15 protein-coding genes are annotated in these 22,959 nt (G+C 43.0%); 2 read left to right on the top strand and 13 right to left on the bottom strand.

Translation table 11 applies throughout. The features are described from left to right. Positions 1-5 precede the first annotated feature (5 nt). Together BMY50_RS15355 and BMY50_RS15350 are read right to left on the bottom strand one after the other, a co-directional pair. Positions 6-524: a GNAT family N-acetyltransferase gene (locus BMY50_RS15355; RefSeq protein ID WP_093326279.1), complete on the bottom strand. Its 519-nt coding sequence runs from the start codon at positions 522-524 to the stop codon at positions 6-8. 8 nt (positions 525-532) lie between these two features. Next, entirely contained in the window at positions 533-1,522 is a 990-nt protein-coding gene (locus tag BMY50_RS15350; protein ID WP_093326278.1) for an energy transducer TonB, read from the bottom strand. 486 nt (positions 1,523-2,008) lie between these two features. Here BMY50_RS15350 and BMY50_RS15345 point away from each other — a divergent pair, with 486 nt between their 5' ends. Further along, on the top strand, positions 2,009-2,926 hold the full coding sequence (locus BMY50_RS15345) for a hypothetical protein (RefSeq protein WP_139202271.1): 918 nt from the start codon (positions 2,009-2,011) through the stop codon (positions 2,924-2,926). 88 nt (positions 2,927-3,014) lie between these two features. On the opposite strand, the gene BMY50_RS15340 is transcribed toward BMY50_RS15345, so the two are convergent. Genes BMY50_RS15340 through BMY50_RS15320 form a run of 5 tightly spaced genes read right to left on the bottom strand, consistent with a single transcriptional unit; the run spans position 3,015 to position 11,393 of the window. Then, on the bottom strand, positions 3,015-4,547 hold the full coding sequence (locus BMY50_RS15340; protein ID WP_093326508.1) for a DUF5689 domain-containing protein: 1,533 nt from the start codon (positions 4,545-4,547) through the stop codon (positions 3,015-3,017). 4 nt (positions 4,548-4,551) lie between these two features. Then, positions 4,552-6,069 (bottom strand): SusD/RagB family nutrient-binding outer membrane lipoprotein, encoded by a 1,518-nt coding sequence (locus tag BMY50_RS15335; protein WP_093326276.1) that lies wholly within the window; start codon positions 6,067-6,069, stop codon positions 4,552-4,554. Between the two features lie 12 nt (positions 6,070-6,081). Further along, entirely contained in the window at positions 6,082-9,699 is a 3,618-nt protein-coding gene (locus BMY50_RS15330; RefSeq protein WP_238383785.1) for a SusC/RagA family TonB-linked outer membrane protein, read from the bottom strand. 46 nt (positions 9,700-9,745) lie between these two features. Beyond that, positions 9,746-10,720 carry a FecR family protein gene (locus BMY50_RS15325; protein ID WP_093326275.1) on the bottom strand — a complete coding sequence of 325 codons (975 nt, stop codon included), beginning with the start codon at positions 10,718-10,720 and terminating at the stop codon, positions 9,746-9,748. Between the two features lie 58 nt (positions 10,721-10,778). Beyond that, positions 10,779-11,393, bottom strand: coding sequence for an RNA polymerase sigma factor (locus BMY50_RS15320; RefSeq protein ID WP_093326274.1), 615 nt, complete (start codon positions 11,391-11,393; stop codon positions 10,779-10,781). Positions 11,394-11,628: 235 nt separating this feature from the next. Between BMY50_RS15320 and BMY50_RS15315 the strand changes: the two genes are divergently transcribed. Continuing rightward, positions 11,629-11,997 carry a DUF1304 domain-containing protein gene (locus BMY50_RS15315; RefSeq protein ID WP_093326273.1) on the top strand — a complete coding sequence of 123 codons (369 nt, stop codon included), beginning with the start codon at positions 11,629-11,631 and terminating at the stop codon, positions 11,995-11,997. Positions 11,998-12,095: 98 nt separating this feature from the next. Here the strand turns inward: BMY50_RS15315 and BMY50_RS15310 are convergent, their stop codons facing one another. The 6 genes from BMY50_RS15310 to BMY50_RS15285 form a co-directional block, all read right to left on the bottom strand. Further along, the gene (locus BMY50_RS15310; RefSeq protein WP_093326272.1) at positions 12,096-13,367 is read right to left on the bottom strand and encodes a polysaccharide pyruvyl transferase family protein; all 1,272 of its coding nucleotides are present in this window, start codon (positions 13,365-13,367) and stop codon (positions 12,096-12,098) included. Between the two features lie 23 nt (positions 13,368-13,390). Beyond that, a complete protein-coding gene (locus tag BMY50_RS15305; protein ID WP_238383784.1) occupies positions 13,391-14,866 on the bottom strand; it encodes a RagB/SusD family nutrient uptake outer membrane protein in 1,476 nt (491 codons plus the stop codon). A gap of 11 nt (positions 14,867-14,877) precedes the next feature. After that, complete coding sequence (locus BMY50_RS15300; RefSeq protein WP_093326270.1) at positions 14,878-18,264, bottom strand: SusC/RagA family TonB-linked outer membrane protein; 3,387 nt, start codon at positions 18,262-18,264, stop codon at positions 14,878-14,880. 111 nt (positions 18,265-18,375) lie between these two features. Next, positions 18,376-19,548: a FecR family protein gene (locus BMY50_RS15295; protein WP_093326269.1), complete on the bottom strand. Its 1,173-nt coding sequence runs from the start codon at positions 19,546-19,548 to the stop codon at positions 18,376-18,378. Between the two features lie 67 nt (positions 19,549-19,615). Next, positions 19,616-20,167, bottom strand: a complete 552-nt coding sequence (locus BMY50_RS15290; RefSeq protein WP_093326268.1) for an RNA polymerase sigma-70 factor — start codon at positions 20,165-20,167, stop codon at positions 19,616-19,618. Between the two features lie 164 nt (positions 20,168-20,331). Next, positions 20,332-22,671, bottom strand: coding sequence for a hypothetical protein (locus BMY50_RS15285; protein ID WP_093326267.1), 2,340 nt, complete (start codon positions 22,669-22,671; stop codon positions 20,332-20,334). Positions 22,672-22,959 lie beyond the last annotated feature (288 nt).

The following is a 22,959-nucleotide window of genomic DNA, read 5'->3' as shown; positions in this document are numbered from 1 at the left end:
TCATCTCACTTTTTGTTTAATAATTTTTCAAATGCCATACGTGCCCCACCTCGAAAATGAACTTCCCCGCAATACTCATAACCCAGTTTCTCAAAGATGCGTAGCATCCCTTTGTTATCAAAGTTCGTATCAACTTTGATGCTGTAGACACAGCGGGCAATAGCAAGTGTTTCGACCTCTTTCATCACAAAGGTCGCCGTTCCTTTTGTTTTGATATCTTGTGCTACGGCCAGTCGATGTATTACCACATATTCCTGATTACTGAGCCATTTTCCCTCAAGTTCTTGATAAGCGGGTTCGCCATCAAAAATAACAGCCACATATGCTAAAATTTGACCTTCCGAAAGCAACACGTAGCCGTACCCTTGATTAATATCCTGCTGAACTACCCCTGCGTTGGGGTAGCCATCTTGCCATTGACTGCTTCCATCTTGTTTTCTTAGTTTGATAGCCTGTTGAAGAATCTCCCAGATTCTATCTTGATCTTCGTTTGTCGCTTTTCGTAAAGTAAATTCGCTGGACATATATTTTTTTACTGTAGATTCAAATGGATAGGAACGGAATGGGATACCCTAACAGGAATTCCACGTAATTTTCCTGGCACCCATTTGGGGCTACCACGTAGCACACGTACACCTTCTTCGCCAGTACCATGTCCGGCATCCTGCAATATCGTTATTTCTGCTGGCTTACCCAACGTATCCACGATGAAGCTTAGTATAACCGCGCCGGAAGCTCCTTGTTGATATGCTTGTCGTGGGTATCTGTAATTCATCCCAATGAATCGGTATAAGTTCTGCATCCCACCGGGATATTCTGGTCGTTCTTCTACTTTGCTGTAATGTACCTCTTTTCCTGTTGAGTCAATGCTTGTCCCTTCCAATAGTCTGCACTGTTCGTAGCGTTCTGTATACCTATATTTTTTTTTCAGAAATGTGCCTTTCCAATTGCCTTCTTTGTAACCATCCTTATATTCTCCCTCTTCACTATCTCCGTCATCATTGACCTCATGTACATACCCATTTCCATTTTTTACCAATTGCGTTCCAAGTGAATCATAAAACGACAATAGTTTCCTGGAAGGCGCACCCATTTTGAGGTTTCCGCTTTTTACCTGCTCAGATACCAGTATCTCTGATTTTAAATTCCCATTTTTATAATAGTATCGGCAAGAACCTTCCTGCGCACCCTCTTTATAATATTCCTCACTTATTTTTTTACCATCAGGTTGATAGGTCGTTACTAAACCTATTAATGTCATTCTATCATGACTAAAACGGGCTGTTCCTTTACGATATATCTCCCCGGTTTTATATTGTTCCGTTAAACTATAAGGCGCTTCCGGTTTCCCGTCAGGCGTTAAAATGCGTATATATACTGCACTATCCTTCTCTGCTACAATGTATTTATTTTTGTTTAGGTAAGTAACAATCTGATTTTGCGCAAGAATAGGCTGGGCAAAAAGACTCAAAAAAAATGTTAGCCCAGTTACTGCGAGAAGGCGGGAAGTAAAAATGTTCATATACCATCGTTTTAAACAATGGCTAAGATAGTATCCATTCGGTCAAATATCACCATTCGGATACAATTTCTTTTACATCCCTAAATTTCTTTAGGGTTATCGTTCGTCATTCTCCAACCTGCTCACTATACCGGCGGAAAAAAGACTGATTATAATAATAAGTAGTGCGTCCATCTATTAAACATTGATATTCCCAAAGGTAATAGAAGCTATATCTAGCTGGCCATACAAAGTAACCCAAGCAGCAAATATGAAGTGCGAAACAGCCAAAAGATTATATGAAGCGATTAGTTAAACAGGAGCCATGCGCTATATTAATGTCTATTTAACACTTTAGTGTAAGCCAAACCACTTTTGGTGTAACTTTTTTTACGCACAATTAAATATTTACTTTCTTGTGGAACATAAATAAATACATAATGTCTAGATGTCTTTAAAGCACTGTATTTATCATTTATGTTAATCATGGAGGCAATAGCAACAATTATGCATAAATCATTAGCCCTTACCTATTCAAAACAGCTCCATTTGCTTCAATCTGAAAACGGTGGTAGGTGCTTGAATCAAACCGAAATCTTTGATCTGATAGACGTCCATTTACCTTACTATGCCTTAATGGATGTATGTTTACATTCAGAAAGTGTTGTCACTGCCAAAATCTCTCCCGAACATCCGATTGGAAAAGAAGTTAATCCAATTGCATCCGCCGAAGCTTACCGACACCTCGCCACACTTGGTTCCGTATCTTGTGCGATGGTGAACCCCATTAAATCAAAGCACTACTATCTCGCTCGCAAAGGTGCTTTTAAGCGGGTTTCCCACAAAACCTATTCAACAAGTAAAGAGCTGATCTTGGTTGCTGAGTGTATATCCTTCGAAAAGGAAATCGCAACAATTAGAGCTTACATTCTTGATGGAGAAGATGATCTCATTTGTGGGATTGATATTAGTTTTCAGGTCATTCCCTCTGCTGTTTTTGCGGAGCTTTTCGCCAATACCTATCAACCCTTCTTTCCGGCTACTGAAAATCCATTTACAAAGAAGAATCAGCTCTCCGATATACAATTATCAAAAAATGGTGCTAAGGCCTTCTTAGGAAAAGTTTCTGCATATGATTCCGGGCACTTTCTTAATCACCCGGCCCTGCCAATAGCGATATTGCTGGGAGCACTTCTTGACCTTTGCGTCCACCTTATTCATCACACAACTAATAGTAAGACCCATATAAAGGTTAGAGAATTCACCTTACTCGCCGACAATCACGCCTTCGCAGAAGAGACCATTTTTTTACACGTTATACAGGAAAATTACACACAGCAGCCCTTTAAACTCCGGTGTACCGCTCAAACAGATACCGGAAAAAGTGTTGGAGATGTAACAGCAATTATCGATGTTATACGTTAGGCCAAAGCAAACGAACCGAATTTAGAGTTAGAGGGTGTCCGAAAAGTCGTGATTTCGAACACCCTCTACGGATTATTCCAGCTATTTTTTATTCATTTTCCATTAACTTTGTGGCCGTTTCCCCTTCTATTTCTGCCAGCTGTGTTTCTTTTGTCATCAAGAAACTTCCTTGCGTACGTGCCTTCGTCCATCTACCGAGTGAAAGATTATACTCCCCTCCAAGCATATAGAAATACCCCGCGTCGGACGGTGTGTGATAGGTTAGGGCTTTCACATTTGTACCGGCCCTATAAAAAGGCTGCTCTTTCATATCAACCGGATTGATGATATCATACCAATCCGTATTTGTAATACGGTAACCTATATTTGAGCCATTGAAAAGGCTTCCTCCTGTACCAACAAAAATGACATCAACTGGAACAGATTCTTTCGTAACATCCGTCCCCTCAAATACCGCAATACCAGATGCATTACCTGAATTTGCCAATAGATTGGTGGTGGCATTTCCGTAATCGAACCCAGGATTGGTATTGTATGCGTACGAGGTAATCCAATTAGCTTCCGCAATCACCGTTGAGTTGGTGCTGTTTATGCGCTTATTTGTGCCACCAACATAAAAATAGGTACCCTTTCGCGCAATACCTGTGTTAAGGTTGAACTTGTACGTACGCACACCGCCTGTGGCCCATCCATTTGCGGGAAACCCTGTAGGAGTCGAGGCGTTTGCATTGTTGGTAGTAACCAGTGAAAAGGGTGTCACCGAAAAATCGATATCTTCAGTTACCAATAACTGAATATATTCATTATTAGCATCTGTTCCCCGTGGGTCGCTCGCAAACCCAGAGATGATTACTTTTGGAACTGCGTATTCCGATAGCAAAGGCACAATATCCTCCTTTCTCCGGGGTTTATGATAAGGCACCAATGTACCGCTATCGCTTACATGGTTAAAAATTACACCAAAATAATTGGCCATTTTATAAAGTGTTTGCCCCGCAAAAGCGGCGCTGGCATCCGTCTCAATAGATAGATTACCAAATCCATCATTGATGGTTCTAATACCCCCCAAGGTTTCGCCCGGTTGCGGCATTGGGTTGAAGCCCCCTTTTACAATAGCCACTAAGGTGCTTTCATAGTCATTAGGTCTTTGCAATATTTGATCAATCGTTACAAGCCGAGCAGGCGTAGGAAGGCCATTTGCAACCCGCATTATCTTATCAGTACCTATACCCGTTAATTGCAATATACCATCCACCCGTTCCAACTTTGCTCCAAGAACATCGATCACCACCGAATCTCCAGGTAAGTAATCCGTTGCCGCACTACCAATGGGGATTGCTATCCCCCTTTGAAAGTCTAAACGACGCTTATCTTGCACGATGAGCAGACCATCAGGAAGATTACCTCCCCGGTGATCGGAAATGACCCAACCTGTGATCTGGCTGGAGCCTCCCAACGATTCCGCTGTCAATGTTATCGGGTGGTCCTTATACAAAGTACGCACATCATAAATGCCAACATAAGGACTCACATCCCCTCCAGGATAATTTGTTTTGGCACATGCCGAAAGCAACATAGCCATGGTTAGCATTCTTATTAATTTTTTGATCGTTTTCTTCATGTTTTTATGGTTTTTGCCACCAGACTCTCGTATTGATTTCATCAGGTCCTTGCTGTGCAAGGGCTAGCTTGTAATTCGTCGGATTTGACGACTGTACATATACCGGGTAATATAGGCGCGCCGGCATTTCGGCGTTATTTACCAATCCATTTCCTTTAGGTAACACCGGATAACCCGTACGCCTATATTCAAACCACTGCTGCAGATCTACTAAAAACAGTGCATAATATTTTTGTTGATGGATACGTGCCAATTTTTCCTCAAAATCGCTTGCCTCATTCCACTGCACGTCCGATGCTGCTAAGTGGGTTCTAATGGGCACATCCCATGCTGGAACCCACTGCTTAATACTGCTCTCAGCCCCACTATAAAAATAATCTTCCACAGAGCCCTCTATCCAGCCACGAAGCACTGCCTCCGCCTTTATAAACTGCAGTTCAGCATAATTCATGATCATCCCCGTCATAGGCTCGGTTTGCAAGCTATTCACGCCGCTATTCTGATCGTAAGAATAAAAATAGGACATTTTCGTATAGTCTTCAGAACCAGCCGCGTAACCCGAAGGTACGCCAACGAAATTACCCGATACGGGTGCGATTCCCAAACGGTTGATACCTGATGTACCATACTCAGGGATATTAATGCGCGGATCATTTGTATCGCGGAGAAAGTCTATAAAGAAGCTGCAAATAGCTGTTGCCCGGAAATCTTGTGCACGTGTAGTCATGTACGGCGATATATAAGCTCCTTCACCCGTCCACCGCAAAATGGCAGAATCATCGTTGCTTGCAAATACAGGGTATTTGGACGTATTTGTCAAGATCTCTTGTATTTTTGGTAAAACGATATCCTGCACGTCAGTCTTATGAGATATGCGCAGCAACAAACGTAAGTAGAGTGAATTGCAAAATTTTCGCCATTGACTCACATTGCCTGCATAAACTGGATCGTGTACTGCCTCAATAGCATCCCCGCCACTCAGCAAGGTATTCGCAGAATCCAGCTTCGCAAACATGTCCAAGTAAATATCCCGTTGAGCATCGAAGATTGGTTCGAGAATCAACGAATCACGTCCCATATTCGATTGCGTATAGGGAATGTCACCATAGGTATCCGTAAGGATGGAGTAAGTCCACGTCTGTAAAATCAAGGAAATACCCTGGTATGATCGATTAAAATTAATTTGATCCACGGCCTTGGCATACATATCCTTATAATTGGTTAATTGCGTATAGTGCCCGTTCCATAAATAATCTGCCCAGCTTCGTCGAAAATCATAGCGAAATACTCTCCCATCGCCATCGCCAATAGCCACCGTTACCTGCATCAACTCATTATTAAATGTGCGGTTGCGCGACATATTATACTCCACCGAGCTAATAAGCCCATTCGCCATAAATTGGTAAGGATAGGCATTTGTTGTTTTCGTTGGGTCTGTATTCAATTCCTCAAACCCTTTATCGCAAGAAGCAAAAAGGACGGAAGCAAGAAAGAATAACCCATATATAATATATTTGTTCATATGCTTAAAGCTTTAGAAGCCAACAATCAAGTTAAATCCGTAAGTCCTGGTAGAAGGAAACTGGGCAATCTCAAACCCTTTTACAATGTCTGCGCCATCGAGCGTGCCGAATTCCGGATCAAAACCAGGCCATTTACTCCAAATAAAGAGGTTTCGCCCGTATAGGCCCAGTGTAACCCGTTGCAATCCCCATCGCGATACGATCTTGGTAGACAGTGTATAGTCGAGCCGCGCCTCTCGGAATTTTATAAAATTTGTAGAATAGGTACTTCCCTCGGCGTTATCTGCACCGTAATGCGATCGATAATATTCATCAATATTTGTTGCAATCACATCATTTGGCCGATAAGACCCGTCTGCATTTTGGATCACACCTTTACCGATAATGCCGCTATAACGACCTGGAAGGGTGTTTTTAGTCTTACCCTGTTCAGCAAGCTTATAATGCGTCAGGGAATGCGCCACGGCACCCCATTGCGCATCGAAAAGCACGTTCAGCCGTAGGTTTCGATAGGAGAATGTATTTCCAAAGCTTATTTTTCCTTTCGGGATAGTATTTCCCAAATAAACAACATTGTTCGTAAGCCGGGCATAACCCGTATTTTCGTCGTAAACTACCTGCCCATCCGGCGCTCTTAGATAACCGATACCATAAAGATCTCCCATGCTGCCGCCCTCATATGCTACCAGTTGGCCAGAACCAACCGAGCGCTGCTGCAACACTAAGGAGCTATCTGCTAATTGCTCGATGCGGTTTTTGTTCATGCTAAAGGTGATCATGGAAGACCAGCTAAATCCGTCTTTGTTGTCAACCTGCTTTGTGTTAATTGCTACTTCCAATCCACGGTTACTCACTTCACCAATATTCATTAAGTAATTACGGTAGCCCGATGCCGCATCGATAACGCGGTAAAGGTGTTGGTTAAAAGTATTACCTTTATAAACAGCGACATCCACATTCAAGCGGCTATCGAACAAACGAACATCTGTACCAAATTCGATCGATCGCGTACGCAAGGGTTCAATATAAGGATTCACTAATGTTGTTGGATTCGCGAGCGACCCACCGATGAGGCTATTGGGAGAAGTATATACAAACTGTGTTTGATAAGGTCGTTGCACCCCCGATCCTACCTCTGCAAAAGAGGCTCTTAACTTAGCAAAGCTGATGACCCTTGGTAGATCAAAGAACTCCGACAATACAAAACTTCCATTCACCGAAGGATAAAAGAACCCTTTGCTCTTATTCGGGAACTGTGGTGTAGCGAGCGTACTGGTCCAATCGATACGACCCGTAACATCTAAAAATAGATAATCCCGATAAGAGCTCGTTAACAAGCCATAAAAACTGTTGATTTCAAAACGATCAATCACTTGGTTCGTTTTTACACCGTACTTCGAATTATTATGGTTAAAAACACCTGGGTAGCTCAAGCCATCAGAGCTGAGCGATTCCCTTCTATATTCATTTTGAAGGGTACTACCACCCAAAGTGGCACTAAAATCCACCGGCCCTTTTGATGCTGCATTATACCGAAACAAGAAATCGGCTGATGATTCTTTCGAAAAAAGTTGCTGTGTACGGTGGCTTCCCTCCGGAAGTCTAGATCCCGCATCATAGGGACGGTTCTGCGCGCGGTTTTCATTCGCAAAGTCAAGTGAGGCACGCAGCTGCACATTAAAATGTTTATCGAACTGATAAGCTGCCTGCGCATTTCCAGTAAAGCTATGACGGTTATTGCTGTTGATAAACTCATAAGAAACGGCATAAGGATTTTCAGGATACGTACTGTAAGGATATTTAATCTCTAAATTTTCCTTGCCATTTACCCAGTAGTTTTTCAACCAATTCAAATCCGCATTGGGTTGCCAAAAGATAAACCAATACATGAGCGACTGGTTACCATAGCCTGCTCCTGGTAAGTTATCGCTCCAGCGGTTATTATAATTGATCTTTGAACTGATACTCAACTTATCGCTTACCTTCGAATTTACAGATAAAGCAAAAGTATTACGCTTATATCCTGTATTCGGGGTAATCCACGAATTCTGCACATTAGTGGCAGAAAAGCGCGCAGATGTGCGCTCTGTACCACCGTCAATCGTTACACTGTTTGTAAAAGTCTTACCGGTTTCAAAGAAACTCTTAATGTTTTCGTGCGGTTGCCATAGCGTGCGCTCACTGCCCACAGCTTGTTTTTCAGGATCATATTGAAAAAAATATTGCCCATCAAATTTGGGTCCATAGGCAGAACTTGTACCGCTGGTACTAGCACCATCCACAGAAGTTCCATAAGAATAGTAGGCTGCCCCTCCCAAGCCCTGTCCGTATTCGTACTGAAGATCTGGCCAGCGGTTTACACTTTCAAGAGACGTATTTGAATTGAAGGTAATGCCGAGCCCTTTTACTTTACGGCTACCCGATTTGGTAGTAATTACCACGGCTCCATTTGCTGCGCGTTGACCATATAACGCCGCAGCCCCTGGCCCTTTCAATACCGTAATGCTCTCCACATCCTCTGGATTGATATCATCCATCCCAGACCCATAATCCACAGGCATATTATCGCTACCTGTGCCGTAAACAGCATCCGATCCATTAGCCGACCGACGCCCCGATCCATTGTTAATAACCACCCCATCCACCACAATTAGGGCCTCATTTTCTCCCGTAAGGTTATTTTCTCCACGCAAGATAATTTTTGTGGACCCTACGGGTCCTGCATTGGATCGCATTAGGTTCAGTCCGGCCACCTTACCCGAAAGAGCATCCATCCAGTTACCTGATAACGCATTCGTTAGTTGTTCACCTTTCACCGTCGTGGTAGAATAACCAAGCGCCTTCTCTTCGCGTTTGATACCTAAAGCTGTAACCACTACCTCACTTAGTTCACCCACTTTTCCCTTCAGCATCAGGTTCATTACCAGATTTTTTCCAGCTTCCAATATTATCTCCCTACTTACCGTTTCAAAGGCGAGGTGATTAACAGTCAGCTTATATGTCCCAGGTTGCAAAGACAGTGCAAAGTCTCCATTCTGATCAGTCATCGCACTCCGATTTCCTGCGACTAAAGTTGCATCGACCACTGGTTGTCCCTCTTCGTCTGTTACTTTTCCCAGCAATTTAACAGCCTGTTGTTTCTTATTCAGTATGATAAAACCATTCGCTTCTGTGTAACTTACATCTGTTTGTTTTAACATATATTGCAAAATCTGCTCTACACTTGCCTCCTCAAATGAATGGTCGGGTACTTCAATCTTGCCTAGACCAAGCTGTTCGGCGTTATACGCAAATCGTATTGCTTTTTTTTCCAGTCGCTGTACAACCGACCATGCATTATCTCCGGCAAGGCGAAGACTCACTTGCTTCTTTAGCAATTGTGCCACTGCCCCTTCGGCAGAAAGCAATTGCGTGATCACCAGCATATTAAGTATGATAACCGAAGATATTTTCATTGCTTGTTTAAAGTAGCATTTATCAATTTTCATTAAATTAGTAGTAGCGCCACTCTCTATTAGTAAAAAATAGGTTTGCAAACCACGCGAATTCCTATCTTTACTGTTAAAAAGTAGCTTTGCGTTTAACATCATTGCTATTTTTGCGATGGCAAGCGTTCCAAGGTATGCCATCTATTTTATCGGTTGGCGATTGACTTCGTCAACCGTTCATTCTTATCTAATAAATTATAATTGCATCGCCCTCCTTTCTAAATCGATTTTTATGAATAGCACATATGGCTTTTATCAGGTCTTCCTGCCGGATACTTCTATCCAGCTGGATGCTATAATGCTGACGTGCAACAGCCCTTTTTCCGGCTTTCAACAGCACACCATAGTTATTATGGAAAACCACAGACAATTCTGCAAAGGAGACCTCACTCAAGTAGGTTACGCCCGAGATCCAGGCTGTGCGCGTTTCCATGTCAACCTGCTTGGTAGTGCGCGCAAGGGTCGCTTTATCATACACGATTTCTTCTCCGGGTCGCAACACACCCAACAACTGTTTTTGGCTACCGCTAACCTGGACCATTCCTGTAGCCACCGATACACGTAACTCATTTAGGTCCTTATAAGACCTCACAGAAAACGAGGTACCAAGCACTCGCGTATCAAGACCATTCGCATGTACAATGAAGGGTTTTGCTGCATTAGGGTGTACATCAAAGAAAACCTCTCCTTCTAACAGCGTCACTTCTCTCGTTGTCCTGTTGTCAAAAGGAAGCGGAAAACCAATTTTGGTGCCGGCATTTAGCCAGACAAATGTGCTATCAGGTAATTGGACTTTTTTCAGCTTTCCCTGACCAGCACTCAGCTCTACCCATTTCTTCTTTTCCAACCCCGCTCTTGCCCCGCCATAATAAGCAAGAAACCAACCGCCTATACCAATAACTAAGAGCACGGCTGCGGCACCAACAATCTTAGGCAGTAGAAATCGAATTTGCTTTTTTTGCTTAGGCATATGGTCTGGAAATAGCTCTCGTTGGAGGCGAGTATGCAGCTCCTTGCGGAGCACTGCCTTCATTTTCCGGTCCTTTTCCGGGAACGTTTCGCCAAACGATGCATACCAATCTTCCACCAATTTTGTTTCTTCTGGAGAAGTTTCGCCTGCGCGGTATTTCCGCAATAACGCTTTAAATAAATGTGCTTGCACGTATCTGCCTTTTTAACAATACGTCTGCCCGAGGGAGGAAAATTACTTCTCGAAATTGTTATTTATTTATTAATAAATTATTAACAACCTGAAGAAAAGTGATCAAGATAGGTACCGTGATACCACGCAACCTGTGCAGCAGTTTTTTCCGTAGGCGTTTACCTGCTTCCGTATGGAGGTTGCTCACTGTCTGTTCAGCCAGGTTTAGACGTTTAGCAATATCAGGGGTACTTAGGTTCTCTAACCGCAGTAGAAAAGAGTTCCGCATATTTTCTGGCATTTTTTGTAATTCGTCTTCCAAAACATCCTCCACTTCGCGGTGGGACCAAGAGGCATCGGCTTGCTGTATAATTGTGTCCATCTGTTGGGAGGCACGGTCCAATACCCGCTTTTTCACCTGCTCAGATTGAAAATAATCGATCAGCCTATTTTTCAAAACACCTGTGAGATATTGCTTTACGGTGGTTCGGATAACAATGCTCTTTCGTCGTTCCCAAAAACTAATAAAAACCTCTTGGACAATATCCTTTGCGACATCTTCATCTTTGGTTCTATTCCAGGCAATCGCATAGAGTAGTTCCCAGTGTCGCAAGTAAAGCTGGTTAAATAGCTGCTGGTCGTCCCTTTGCCGGACAGCCTCCCACCAGCTAAAATCTAAGGTTTGATCCATCATTTTTAGATTGACCTAGCAAAGGTATGTGTGCTAAGTTAAGCTAATGTTAAATCTCCAGTGAAATAGTGATCGGCAAGCAACAGGATTGAACCCAAGCAAAAGCATTGTGATACTGCAAATCTATTTGTATTTTTAGAAAGTAATAATTTTTGCTTAACAAGGCTGTTCTACCTACGGAAACAGACATAGATACTTATGGCAAAAACATTGCATAGCAACATTAAAACATAAGGTTATGGTACAATTAATCGCCCAGATACTGACAGGATTAGTTGCATTAGAACATCTTTATATTCTATGGATGGAGATGTTTGCCTGGGAATCCACTGGTAAGAAAACTTTTAAGACCCTACCAGCAGAAATATTCAAGCCCACCAAGGGCATGGCGGCCAATCAAGGGCTCTATAATGGCTTCCTTATGGCGGGCTTGATCTGGTCATTCCTGATTGAAGATAGCCATTGGTCATTTAATGTGCGCCTATTTTTTCTCTGTTGTGTAGCCATTGCTGGTATTTTCGGTGCATTCACCGCCAGTAAAAAAATATTTTTCGTACAAGCACTCCCTGCGCTCTTAGCAATTCTATTTGTGCTAATCGCCCATTAAGTCTGAATAACTATTATTGCTTATCTTTAAAATTTCAGAAGAACATCCGTTATGAGCCGATTAGGATAATTAATCGGCTCAAAAGATCAAGAAAATATTTAATTTAATTTCTCCCTCAACAATTTCATACTTGCAGCAAAAAGCGCATCCACACGCTCCTTCGCCTGTAAGGCTTTTAGTTTTGCTCCTTCTGGATCGGTTGCCAGGGATAATACAGCCGGAAGAATTCGTTTAATATCTCCTGGTTTATCGACGTCGAATAACCACTCCTCTAAGCCAATATCTTTCCACATAATACCTTTAGATGTCTGTTCTTCAAACCTCCCCACTAAAGCCGGGATCCCATTGCCTATGCACATGATGGGCGAATGCATTTCGAGCCCAAATAGCCCTGCAGATTGCTTGTAAGTGCTGACGGCTTCGTCTGTTAGCCAATAGCTATCTTTCCAGACCACCTTGTTTCTTACATCTTCGGGCAGCTTGTCCATAATAATTTGCTTACCGAGTTTTACCTGCGTTCCATCTTCAGGACACACCAACACTTTCATAGACGTTTGACGTACCACAGCTATGATTGCTTCTCGAATGGGTGCATTATCATGCTCACGCATCTCCTCATTACGTGCGTTCTTTCGTTCGTTAAATTTCGCCTTCTTTTCGGGTAGCTCCCACCAGGGCGTGTAGCGCTGCCGAGGAATAGCACACAAGAATTTGCCTGGTTCCAGTTGATGTTCTTTTAAAAATTGCAACGCCGCGGCATCGTTGCTAAGGTCAACAGCAAAGGCGCCATCGGGCCCAAATTCCATGATAGGGCATTTTGCTCCATGCTCTTCGGCGAAGTGGAGCGAAATAGAATCTCTGAAATAACAAAACTGGGCAGCACTCAATAAATCAATATTACTCGCTAAGGCTTTCTCCTGTGTGGGCGTGGGTGGACCATAAAAACCGGGAAAAGTAATGCCGTAAATGCCGTACGGTTTACCGGTCTCATCTTTCCAGCGAGCAACGTCCCGAGCAGCCACCAAAGATGGTCCGGAGCCGTGCAGCAGAAAATCACTTTCTTGCCAGGCAAGTGCCACATCCGCTTCGCTTTGTACAATCTTGACCTTTGGAAAGCGCTTTTCCAGCATTTTATCAACACCGTTATTCACACTCATGGGCCATAGTCGAACCTCTACATCAGGCAAATGTTTTTCAAGCAATGCTAGCACACCAGGAGTATGCCCAATGTCACCAATATTAACCGTTTGCCATGACGACCGCAGCAAAATCACTTTTCTTTTTAAGCTGCCCGAAAATAATGTGTGAGAAAGCAGCATTCCTGCCGTTAATGCACTTAGGTTTTTTATATATTTTCTACGAGTTAACATATCTTTTACGTTTAATGTATTTGTTAATAACCTGGGTTCTGTTCCAATAATGGATTTACATCGATATCAAGTTGCGGCATAGGCAATAGCACATGGTAGGGTTGAATTTGAGCATTCCGATTAAAACTATTCTCCGCCTTAACGGCCTCAACCAGCCGACCAGTACGGATTAAGTCGAATCGACGGTTGTTCTCGAAAGTTAGTTCCAGGCGCCGCTCCAACCACACGGCCTCTTTGAACGACTGATAGTCGAGCCCTGATAAAGGTTCCAGTCCGGCTCTCTGGCGTACCCTATTAAGGGCTTCATAAGCGCTTACTGAGGGAGTGCCTTCGCTTTCGTTACTAGCCTCAGCATACATAAGCAGGACATCCGAAAAACGCAGTATTGGAAAGCTGGTACCTTCCCCACCATTCGTAGTAGCGCTTTTATCCCATAGCTTTTGGAAAGACACCGCATTTGCCGGATTCGGATCAGTCACTGATAACTGAACGGTTTTTCCTTGATAGCTATAGGAAGAGATAAACGACACGGCCTTCCGCTGGTCGTTTTCTTGATAGAGATTAAACAAGCTAGAAGTAACGCGTGCAATGCCAGCGCCACCACCTGGATAGATTGGTGCCGCTCGTACACCATATCCCCTGCCAAGACTATGTCCTCTCACATCTGTCAAATACTGTATTTCAAAGACGTTCTCTACACCTCCCCTGGCCGATAGGGAAAAAGCTTCCGCAAAAGTTGGGTAAAGGTCATAAACGCCTTGATCGATCACTTCCTTTGCTTTTATTACAGCCTGTTGCCAAAAAGGAGAACCACTTTCAGTGCCAGCCCTCGTGAGGTAAACTTTTGCCAAGATTCCCTTAGCAGCGCCCCGTGTAGCACGACCTTTATCTACCGCATCGTAGTTAACTGGAAGCACCTGTTCGGCGTCTGTCAAGTCCTGCTCAATCTGCGCATACACCTCCGCTACGGATGATCGTGGAATTTCCAGTCCCGCTAATCCTGCTGTTTCAGTCGTAACGATGGGTACTCCGCCGTAAAGTCTTACTAGATTGAAATAAGCAAGAGCACGCAAAAATTTTGCTTCAGCTATATAACGTTGCTTGAGCGTTTCGTCCATCTCAATTGTGGGCAAACGGTTGATAACAATATTGCAATGATTGATACTGGTATAAGCGCCCGGATAGAAGCGTATGAATCCGTTGTCGGGTGTGATATCGTAACGCCATAAAAGCGGTCGATTAGCATCCCCCGTAAGAAAGGGCACCGCATCGTCCGATCCTACAAGATCAATGAAGACATCTGGATTGCTTACACTATAATAACAGGCACCCAATGCAGCCTTGGCATCTTCCGCCGTGTTGTAATACGTAGCGTCTGTGAGGTTAGACTGCGGTGTGACATCTAACCGGCTCTCACAGGCGACACAGAGTAGCAGCAAAGCGCATAACATGCTACCAATCTGACTATATAAAAATGGTAATTGCTTTCTGTATTTCATGATCTGCATAATTAAAATTTAACATTAAGACCAATCAGATATGTTTTGGCCGCAGGGTAGGCCCCATAGTCAATACCTTGGCTGACAGTATCGTTACCAAACCGATTCACTTCCGGATCATAACCTGTATAAGAAGTAATGGTAAAAAGGTTTTGTCCAGTGAGATAGATTCTGCATTCACTTACGGAAAGCGATTGCAGCCAATGTTTAGGAAAAGTATAACCAAGCGATATATTTTTAAATCGGATATACGATCCATCTTCCACATGTAAAGTAGAAAGAAGCCTAGATCCACCTGCTGCATTCGCCCTTGGTATGGTATTGCTTGGGTGTTCAGGTGTCCATCGGTCTAAAACACGGGTCGACTGATTATTTCCACCTGTCATATTCATCTGATCGAACGTACCGTAATTCAGTATTTCATTGCCAAAAGTGCCCTGAATAAAAACATTCAAATCGAAGCCCTTATAAGTGAACGTGTTATTTAACCCGCCAAAAGCATCTGGATTGGCATTTCCGATAATCGTTCGATCATCGTCGTTGAATATGCCGTCACCATTAATATCCACATAACGTAAATCACCCGGCTTGGCATTCGGTTGTGCAGAGGCCGCAACCTCAGCTTCATTCTGAAAGATGCCATCTGTTTGAAAACCATAGAAATTTCCGATGGGTGTACCCACGCGCATCAAAATAGGGCTCACATTGGTATTATGTACCCGTGCGTCGCTGCCGCTTCTGAATTCCGTTCGATTATCCAACGCAAGCACCTTATTTTTATTAAAGGTGAGGTTGAAAGCAGTTGTCCAATGAAAGTCGTTCCCATCGATATTTATACTGTTGAGGGCTAGCTCGATACCACGATTTTGCACCCGACCAATATTTTGTAACATAGATGAGAACCCTGAATTGGTGGGGACACCCACACTGAACAGCAAATCGGATGTAGTTTTGGTATAATAATCACCAGTGAATAGCAAGCGATTATTAAAGAAGCCTATGTCAAAACCTAGATCTAACTGTGCATTTTTTTCCCAACGTAAGTTTGGATTAGCGATGCCCGATGGTCCATTCCCCGTTAGCAATGCACCGCCTAAAACATAAGACCATGGCGTTATATTAGCTAAAAAGCGGTAATTATCGATTTCCTGATTGCCCGAAAGCCCATAACTTACTCTTAGTTTAGCGTCCGACAAATGCTGGGCACTTGCCATCCATTTTTCATTTTTTAGTTTCCATGCGATCGCGCCAGATGGAAAAAATCCGAATTTATTATTGGGGCCAAAGCGGGAAGAGCCATCTCTTCTGCCGGTGAGCGTTACCAGAAACCGATCATCATAACCATAATTCACCCGTGCGATATAAGAGATCAACCGCCATTGATTTGCCCCGGAGCTCGCGGGTACAAGCGTTGAGCCCGCTTCTAGGTTATGATATTTTGCAAAATCATCATTAAATGTATTGGCCCTGCCGCTGACGGTTTCGTAATCCGATTGTTGATATGTATAACCAAGCAGCGCATTGATTTGATGTACATCGGCTATTTGCTTATCATAGGTAAGCGTATTTTCGTTTAACCAATTAATCGTTTGCGCAGATGACACTTCCGCACTTCCGCCCAAGGTAGCTCCTGCTATCACCAAGCGGGAAATATAGCTGCTTGCTTTATTTGCTTGTAAATCCGCTCCCAGTGTAGTGCGGAATTTGAGGTCATCCGTTATTTTAAATTCAGCATAAGTATTGGCCAAAAATCGGATCAATGATCCTTTATTGGTGTATTCCTGTGTCATCGCATAGGGATTATCGGCTCCTAAACCGTTCAATGGCCCCTGATTACTGAAATAAGTACCGTCGGTATTAAACACTGGAAAAGTGGGTGAATAATTCAGGGCAGAAGGAATGATACTTCCGTAAGCGGTATTACCTGCTACTTCTGTCTGCGCATTATTGCTGACCGTGTGTACCCCTTGTGCTGAGAGTCCGACCTTCAAGCGGGACGACACATCATTATCCAAATTGGCTCTCAACGAATACCTTTTGAAACCAGATCCGATTACAATTCCATCTTGCCCAAAATATCCCAGAGAGATCGCATAGCGTGTTTTTTCTGAACCGCCAGAGGCACCCAGTTGATGGTCTTGAATAGGAGCCGTACGGAGTATCACATCCTGCCAATCGGTGCCCTCTCCTAAGCTAGAAGGAAGTGCTCTCTCCTCACTACTCCCGTCAAAATAAGGTGCTATGCCATTATTCACGTTGGCTTCATTAACAAATTCCGCGAACTCCTGTGCATTAAGCAGGGGTATTTTCCGTCGCACAGATTGCTCCCCATAGTAGCCGTCGTAAGAGATAATGGAACGGCCTGCCTTACCTCGTCTGGTCGTCACCATGATCACACCGTTCGACCCCCTCGACCCATAAATAGCAGTTGCAGAGGCATCCTTAAGCACCTCCATTGATTCGATATCGTTGATATTAATGGAGTTAAGATTGCTTGTAGGAAATCCGTCTATCACGTAAAGCGGCTCGTTTCCCGCATTTACAGAACCTGTACCGCGGATGCGCACGGTGGTCGCTCCACCAGGTCTTGCCGAATTGGTCGTTACGTTAACACCGGCCACACGCCCTTGCATGGCTCGATCGAGTGCTACGATGGGTGTGGCTTGGATATCCTTTTCAGCCACGGTAGAAACCGCGCCCGTCAGATCGCCCCGTTTAACCGCGCCATAACCAACCACCACCACCTCATCCAACACCGATTCTTCTTCGCTAAGGACAACATTGATTTGTGTTCGACCATTGATAAGCTCTTCTTTCTTTTGATAACCGGTATAGGAGAAAACCAATGCTCTACCGCTCTTTACGGCAATTGAATAGTAACCATCCCTGTTAGTAATTGTCCCTGTTTTCGAATTATCTTTTAAAACGACGGACACACCTTCGAGTGCCTTGCCAAGATTATCTACCACGCGACCTTCCACAACCAATTGCAGCAGACCTTGCCCGCTGATATTTCTTTCCCTTGTACTAGAATTTTTACTTAATTTGAGCACAACCGTTTTATCTTCCTTTGAAATGACATCCACCACAAGTGGAAAAAAACATTGTGCCAACACTTCTTCGATAGGTTTTTCTTTTACATCAATGCTAATTTTTGGAAGCTCGCGAGAAAGATCAGCGTTGTAGATAAAATCATAACCACTGATTTTGCCCAGCCTAAATAACACCTCTTTTAATGAGGCATTGGTAGCCTTTATTGTAACGCGTTGGGCCTTGCTCGCTGCAAAGCAATGCGTAAATAGAATGGTTAGGATGAAGATGAGTTTCATTACCGCTAATAATTTCAAGAAATAGCCGCTCCTTGCATCGCTATTCCGTGCAGTATTTTTTTTGTACATTTGAATATTAGGTTATATGAAATATAATAGAGAATTTGACCTAATGTAAAGCGTAGCGCTAGCATACCAGAAGTGTTGACGCACTTCTGGTGTTGCTTATGCTTTGGTTTTTTATTCAGACATGATCTTAACCCTCCTTCCTGCTATTTTATAAGAAATCTGCCCCGTAGACGCAAAACTATCTAACAGCTTCTGCAGGCTTTTTTTCTTTGAAAAGGTACCAGCAAAAATTTTGCTTTTTACATTCCCTTGATAGGACACTTCTATGTCGTACCATCGACTAACCTTGGTCATTATATCGACAATACTTTCGTTATTAAAAATGAAGTACCCATTTTTCCAAGCGATGGCCTCATTAACGTCCCCAGCTATGATCTCCAAGTTATCGGCATTGGCATATGTTCTGGCTTCTTGCCCTGGCTGCATCAATTGTTTATGCGTGGCAGTATGTACCTGCACAGAACCTTCCAACAAGGTAGTTTTCATCATCTGGTCTTCCTCATATGCCCGAACATTAAATTTCGTACCCAACACGTGAATGGTTTGTTTAGTAGTTGACACAACAAAAGGAATTTTAGCATTACCCGTTATTTCAAAATAGGCTTCGCCAATAAGTGCTACCTTACGCTCTTTTGCGGGAAATCGAGATGGGAAACGGAGAGACGAGTTGGCGTTTAACCATACGTTAGATCCATCCGGTAACACCACCTGATACTCGCCACCGAGCGCCGTTGAAATGGTGTTAAAGGCAGGCTGTGCATCGTTGTGTACATCCGTCGGCATGTAGTTACAGCTAATTTTGCCGTCAGTTGTTTTAGTAATCTGAATACCCGCTCTATTGGTGGTTGCTCCAGCGGGTAAACTATCCAACGAAAGGATCGATCCATCCGTTAATATTAAATTCGCCTTATTTTGGCCACGCTCGATCGTTGGCTGCACAATTGTATCCAACAGCTGAGGGTTGTTACTCCATAATATTCCAACGCCCAGAAGCAATATAATAGAAGCCGCAAAAGCATAGTAGCGTCTTTTATTTTGTTTTTTTTGTGCTACCATACGATCTTTCCAACGGCCAATGGCAGGCTCCGCGTCGTACTGCTGCATCCTCTCTATCAACGGCTTAAGGGATCGCTCATCCCTTAACTTCTCGAAGAGCATGCGATTTTTATCGGATGTTTCCCGCCATTGTTGGATTTCACGCTCCTCATTATCCGAAAGTGTTTCTCGCAGTCTTTTAGACAAAAGATAAATAATCCGCTCCTCATCAAAAGAATTGTACGTCATTTCTGGCAAATTGGTTATAGATGAATACGACAATCCATCAAAAACGTACCTATAACATGATGTTTTTTTACGATAAGAAAAAATGAATGATGGCTATAATAGACATATCACCTGAGAACCGCTGTTTAAGCATCTTTAATGCCCTTACCTTATGGTTTTTGACGGTTTGGATAGACAAGGAAAGTTCTTTCGCCACCTCTTCATTACTCAAACCATCCACAAATTCGAGATGCATCACTTTTCTGCATTGTGTGGGTAGCTGGTTTATGGCTCGGTGAATCTCTGCAATCACTTCGGTGTGTATAAAGTTATGAAGATAATCTTGGTCTACCGCATCTATTTGCAAGCAGAGAGAGGCGTACCTTTTATCTTTTCTTCCCTGAATTTTTATAAAATCGAGACAAGCATTTTTGGTCGACTGATAAAGGAAAGATTTTAAATGAGCATTATTAAGCAGTATTTTTTTTTGTTTCCAGATCCGGAAAAAAAGATTTTCCACAATATCCTCGCTTTCGTCATCGCCAACATATTTAGACGCAAAGAAACAAAGAGCTGGATAATATGCACGATAAATCTCTTCAAATACAGCACAATCTCCTAAATTAATGACACTATCCATTTGGATGTCTTATGATCGATTATTGTTTATAATTGTGATTAGGCACCAGGAGGAATAGGGTGTACCCATACCTCACCATAAAGATATAAAAATTGTTTTCATTTCCCTGGCTCTAAGCCTCAAAAAAATCAGCCATCCAAAAGTCAATCGTCGACAAACTCTTCCTATTTCCCCAGATCCGTAAATCCGATATCATCCAGAATAAGTACACCGGAAGGAGATCGGTCAAAAATAAAACGGATGTTACGCAACCTATTCATTATAAATTCTGGGTGCTTTTTCTGTAGGGCATCCAGGTCAAAATAATAGAAATCTGGAATAGATTCAGCATCATCATTCGCATTTAAAAAAGTAAACTTCGTCAGTTTCTTCTGTATTTGGGGCTGCAAAGGACCGCATTCACTTAATGGAAAATGAACCTGGTTTCCTCCCCGGTCTGTTAATTCCACTGTAAAATCGATGGATTTCTTTTCTTCCTCATCTGTTTTAGCAGCCTTTTTCTCCGCTTTCCGCTCTTGCTTTTTTTCGGCTTTTGACTTTTTTCCTTTTTCAACATGAATAGAACTTTCATCGCTTTCTGCGAGGCTAAAGATAAGCGATTTCCCGTCTAACTGAAGATCTACACTGTCCGGCAACGTGAAGGTATACGTTGCTATTGCAGTATTGTTCTCATCTTTGTTCCACCCAATATAGGCAGCGCGGGTAATATGGTCTTTCCACATTAGCTCATGCAATGCTTCTCTCCAAACGCTTAAGTGATCGGAAGTGATGGAAACACCAGGCATGGTGGCGGTATGCACATTTAGGTCCTCTTCATAACGGGCGATGAAAGTCGACTGACTTTTTTCAAATTGATTAAAATAGATCTGATTTGGTAGCCATTGACGACCATAACGATAGTCAATAAAAAGTGGCCTATAGGCGGTCACCCCCTTCAGGTTCAAATCTAGAAAGGCGCTGATATACACCTTAGCGATCTGCTGTTGATCCTTGGCAGACATTAAATTGGTTATGTTATACAAATTGGCATAGGGGCTGCTTTGATCATATTTCCCCCAAGCCGTACTAAACTGGCCATGGTTGGCATGGTGCACATATAACCCTGCCTTCACCCCATTGTAGGAAGGAGAATACGAAATACGGTGAAAGGGTGCCAATCCCCCATATGATTGCATATCCATATCATGAGTTCCCTGGATAACAAAATAATTAATATCCCTGAGCGGAGCTCTGACCGTGGCCGGTTTATATTGTGCGTCCACGGGAGCAATAGCCACATATGCTTTTATATTGAAGTTAAAATTGAACACTTCATTTGCATTATCGGGATGATTGGGTAATGTATTAAACAAAGCAGCATGAGACATGGCCTCTCCTCCTCTTGAGTGGCCCATTAGAGCAATACGGTCCATATCTATCAGATGGAAAAAGGGATTGCCAGGCTCCTGGTTCCATTCTCTCCAAAGCTCCAGGTGTTTCAGCATTAGCCAACCTCTTACGCCATTTTCATCCTTTAGTCCTCCCCAAGGCATGTCTGTAAAACTCGTATTCATAAAATTCTCATCTACCGATGCAACAATATACCCTCTACTAGCCAATAATTCGGCTAGGTAATCATAGCCCTTTTCAGACCAGTCTTGTGCTAGGTGGTTACCATGCACCACGAGCACCAAAGGAGCGGGTCTCTGCAAATTTTCCGGATACCATACCATGGCATTCAAGGGTAATTCAGTTTGGTCAAACCCAAAAAACCAGGTGCGCAATTTACCAAAAATACCACTCCACGATTTAAGTAGCAGGGAAGCATCTACAGTAGGTGTTTTTATTTTTGCATCCTTGCCGTATATCGCACGGTTTTTGTCATTTCCTGATCCATAGGTGAGAAAGGAGACCTTGTAACTTCCGGGGAGGGAGGGGTCGTCAATAGTAATCGGCTGTGGTAGTTTAGCCTGCATTTTATAATTAGTGATAGGTTTTATAGGAGTGCCGGGATACAAGAAAAAATACAGTCCAATTATTGCACCTGCCAACCCTATCAGGAACGATAGTACGGTGATGGTTTTCTTACCCGTCCAACCAGCGCTACGGTGCCTCCACCAGTAAGATAGCCCTCCAAAGATCAGCGCGGGAAATACGATCAGCATCGTTATCAGCGGCCAGTTTGCCGAGCTTAGTCTGTAGAAATAAAAAATGCAAAAGATTGTAAAAACCACGCCGGTCCTAAAATAAGGGTGAGCTTTTGCTATCACAAAGATGGCCCAACTTATTATATAGGCCACCAGCAAGGCTGGAATGGCACGAACTAGAAAAGTAATTAGGACATAGCCAAATCCTACCCCCTTTAGTAGCCCGTCCGCCATGGTAAGAGCAAAGAAAAGCAAAGTAGCAATCAATATTCCACTGCCACTGGCCTTCATTGTTGCTTGTTCGGGAGTGATAAAAGAAATAGCGTTTTGAAGCCGATTCTTTATCCTTTTCCAGATGGGATGCGGGTTATGCTGCATGTTTTATTCGTAATTATGATAAACTTCAGTCCGTTTCCTATACTTAACACAGGACCAATTTATACAATTTTATAAAAAAATATCTTTTTTCATGGAAAGGAATTGTTTTACAGGCAGTTTAATAGGTTATGATTCATATAAGATATAAAAGAAGCCGTCCCCTCTGTTTTATAGGATACAACGGGGATTGTCACAGTAGGTTCTGATGGTTTCTCTATAGGCATTACAAGAGAGTCAATCGCTTCTACTTCATAGCGATCTAAGGCATATTCCAACTAAGCCGTAATA

This window comes from Olivibacter domesticus (genome assembly GCF_900109575.1).
GTDB classification, from domain to species: Bacteria; Bacteroidota; Bacteroidia; order Sphingobacteriales; family Sphingobacteriaceae; genus Olivibacter; species Olivibacter domesticus.
The sequence above is the reverse complement of the archived record's forward strand: the minus strand, read 5'-3'. Positions and strand labels throughout refer to the sequence as shown.

Excerpts from the sequence above, each read along its gene's own strand:
- BMY50_RS15355 (WP_093326279.1), bottom strand. The coding sequence starts at position 524 with ATGTCCAGCGAATTTACTTTACGAAAAGCGACAAACGAAGATCAAGAT.
- BMY50_RS15350 (WP_093326278.1), bottom strand. The coding sequence starts at position 1,522 with ATGAACATTTTTACTTCCCGCCTTCTCGCAGTAACTGGGCTAACATTT.
- BMY50_RS15345 (WP_139202271.1), top strand. The coding sequence starts at position 2,009 with ATGCATAAATCATTAGCCCTTACCTATTCAAAACAGCTCCATTTGCTT.
- BMY50_RS15340 (WP_093326508.1), bottom strand. The coding sequence starts at position 4,547 with ATGAAGAAAACGATCAAAAAATTAATAAGAATGCTAACCATGGCTATG.
- BMY50_RS15335 (WP_093326276.1), bottom strand. The coding sequence starts at position 6,069 with ATGAACAAATATATTATATATGGGTTATTCTTTCTTGCTTCCGTCCTT.
- BMY50_RS15330 (WP_238383785.1), bottom strand. The coding sequence starts at position 9,699 with ATGGCATACCTTGGAACGCTTGCCATCGCAAAAATAGCAATGATGTTA.
- BMY50_RS15320 (WP_093326274.1), bottom strand. The coding sequence starts at position 11,393 with ATGATGGATCAAACCTTAGATTTTAGCTGGTGGGAGGCTGTCCGGCAA.
- BMY50_RS15315 (WP_093326273.1), top strand. The coding sequence starts at position 11,629 with ATGGTACAATTAATCGCCCAGATACTGACAGGATTAGTTGCATTAGAA.
- BMY50_RS15310 (WP_093326272.1), bottom strand. The coding sequence starts at position 13,367 with ATGTTAACTCGTAGAAAATATATAAAAAACCTAAGTGCATTAACGGCA.
- BMY50_RS15305 (WP_238383784.1), bottom strand. The coding sequence starts at position 14,866 with ATGAAATACAGAAAGCAATTACCATTTTTATATAGTCAGATTGGTAGC.
- BMY50_RS15300 (WP_093326270.1), bottom strand. The coding sequence starts at position 18,264 with ATGTACAAAAAAAATACTGCACGGAATAGCGATGCAAGGAGCGGCTAT.
- BMY50_RS15295 (WP_093326269.1), bottom strand. The coding sequence starts at position 19,548 with ATGACGTACAATTCTTTTGATGAGGAGCGGATTATTTATCTTTTGTCT.
- BMY50_RS15290 (WP_093326268.1), bottom strand. The coding sequence starts at position 20,167 with ATGGATAGTGTCATTAATTTAGGAGATTGTGCTGTATTTGAAGAGATT.
- BMY50_RS15285 (WP_093326267.1), bottom strand. The coding sequence starts at position 22,671 with ATGCAGCATAACCCGCATCCCATCTGGAAAAGGATAAAGAATCGGCTT.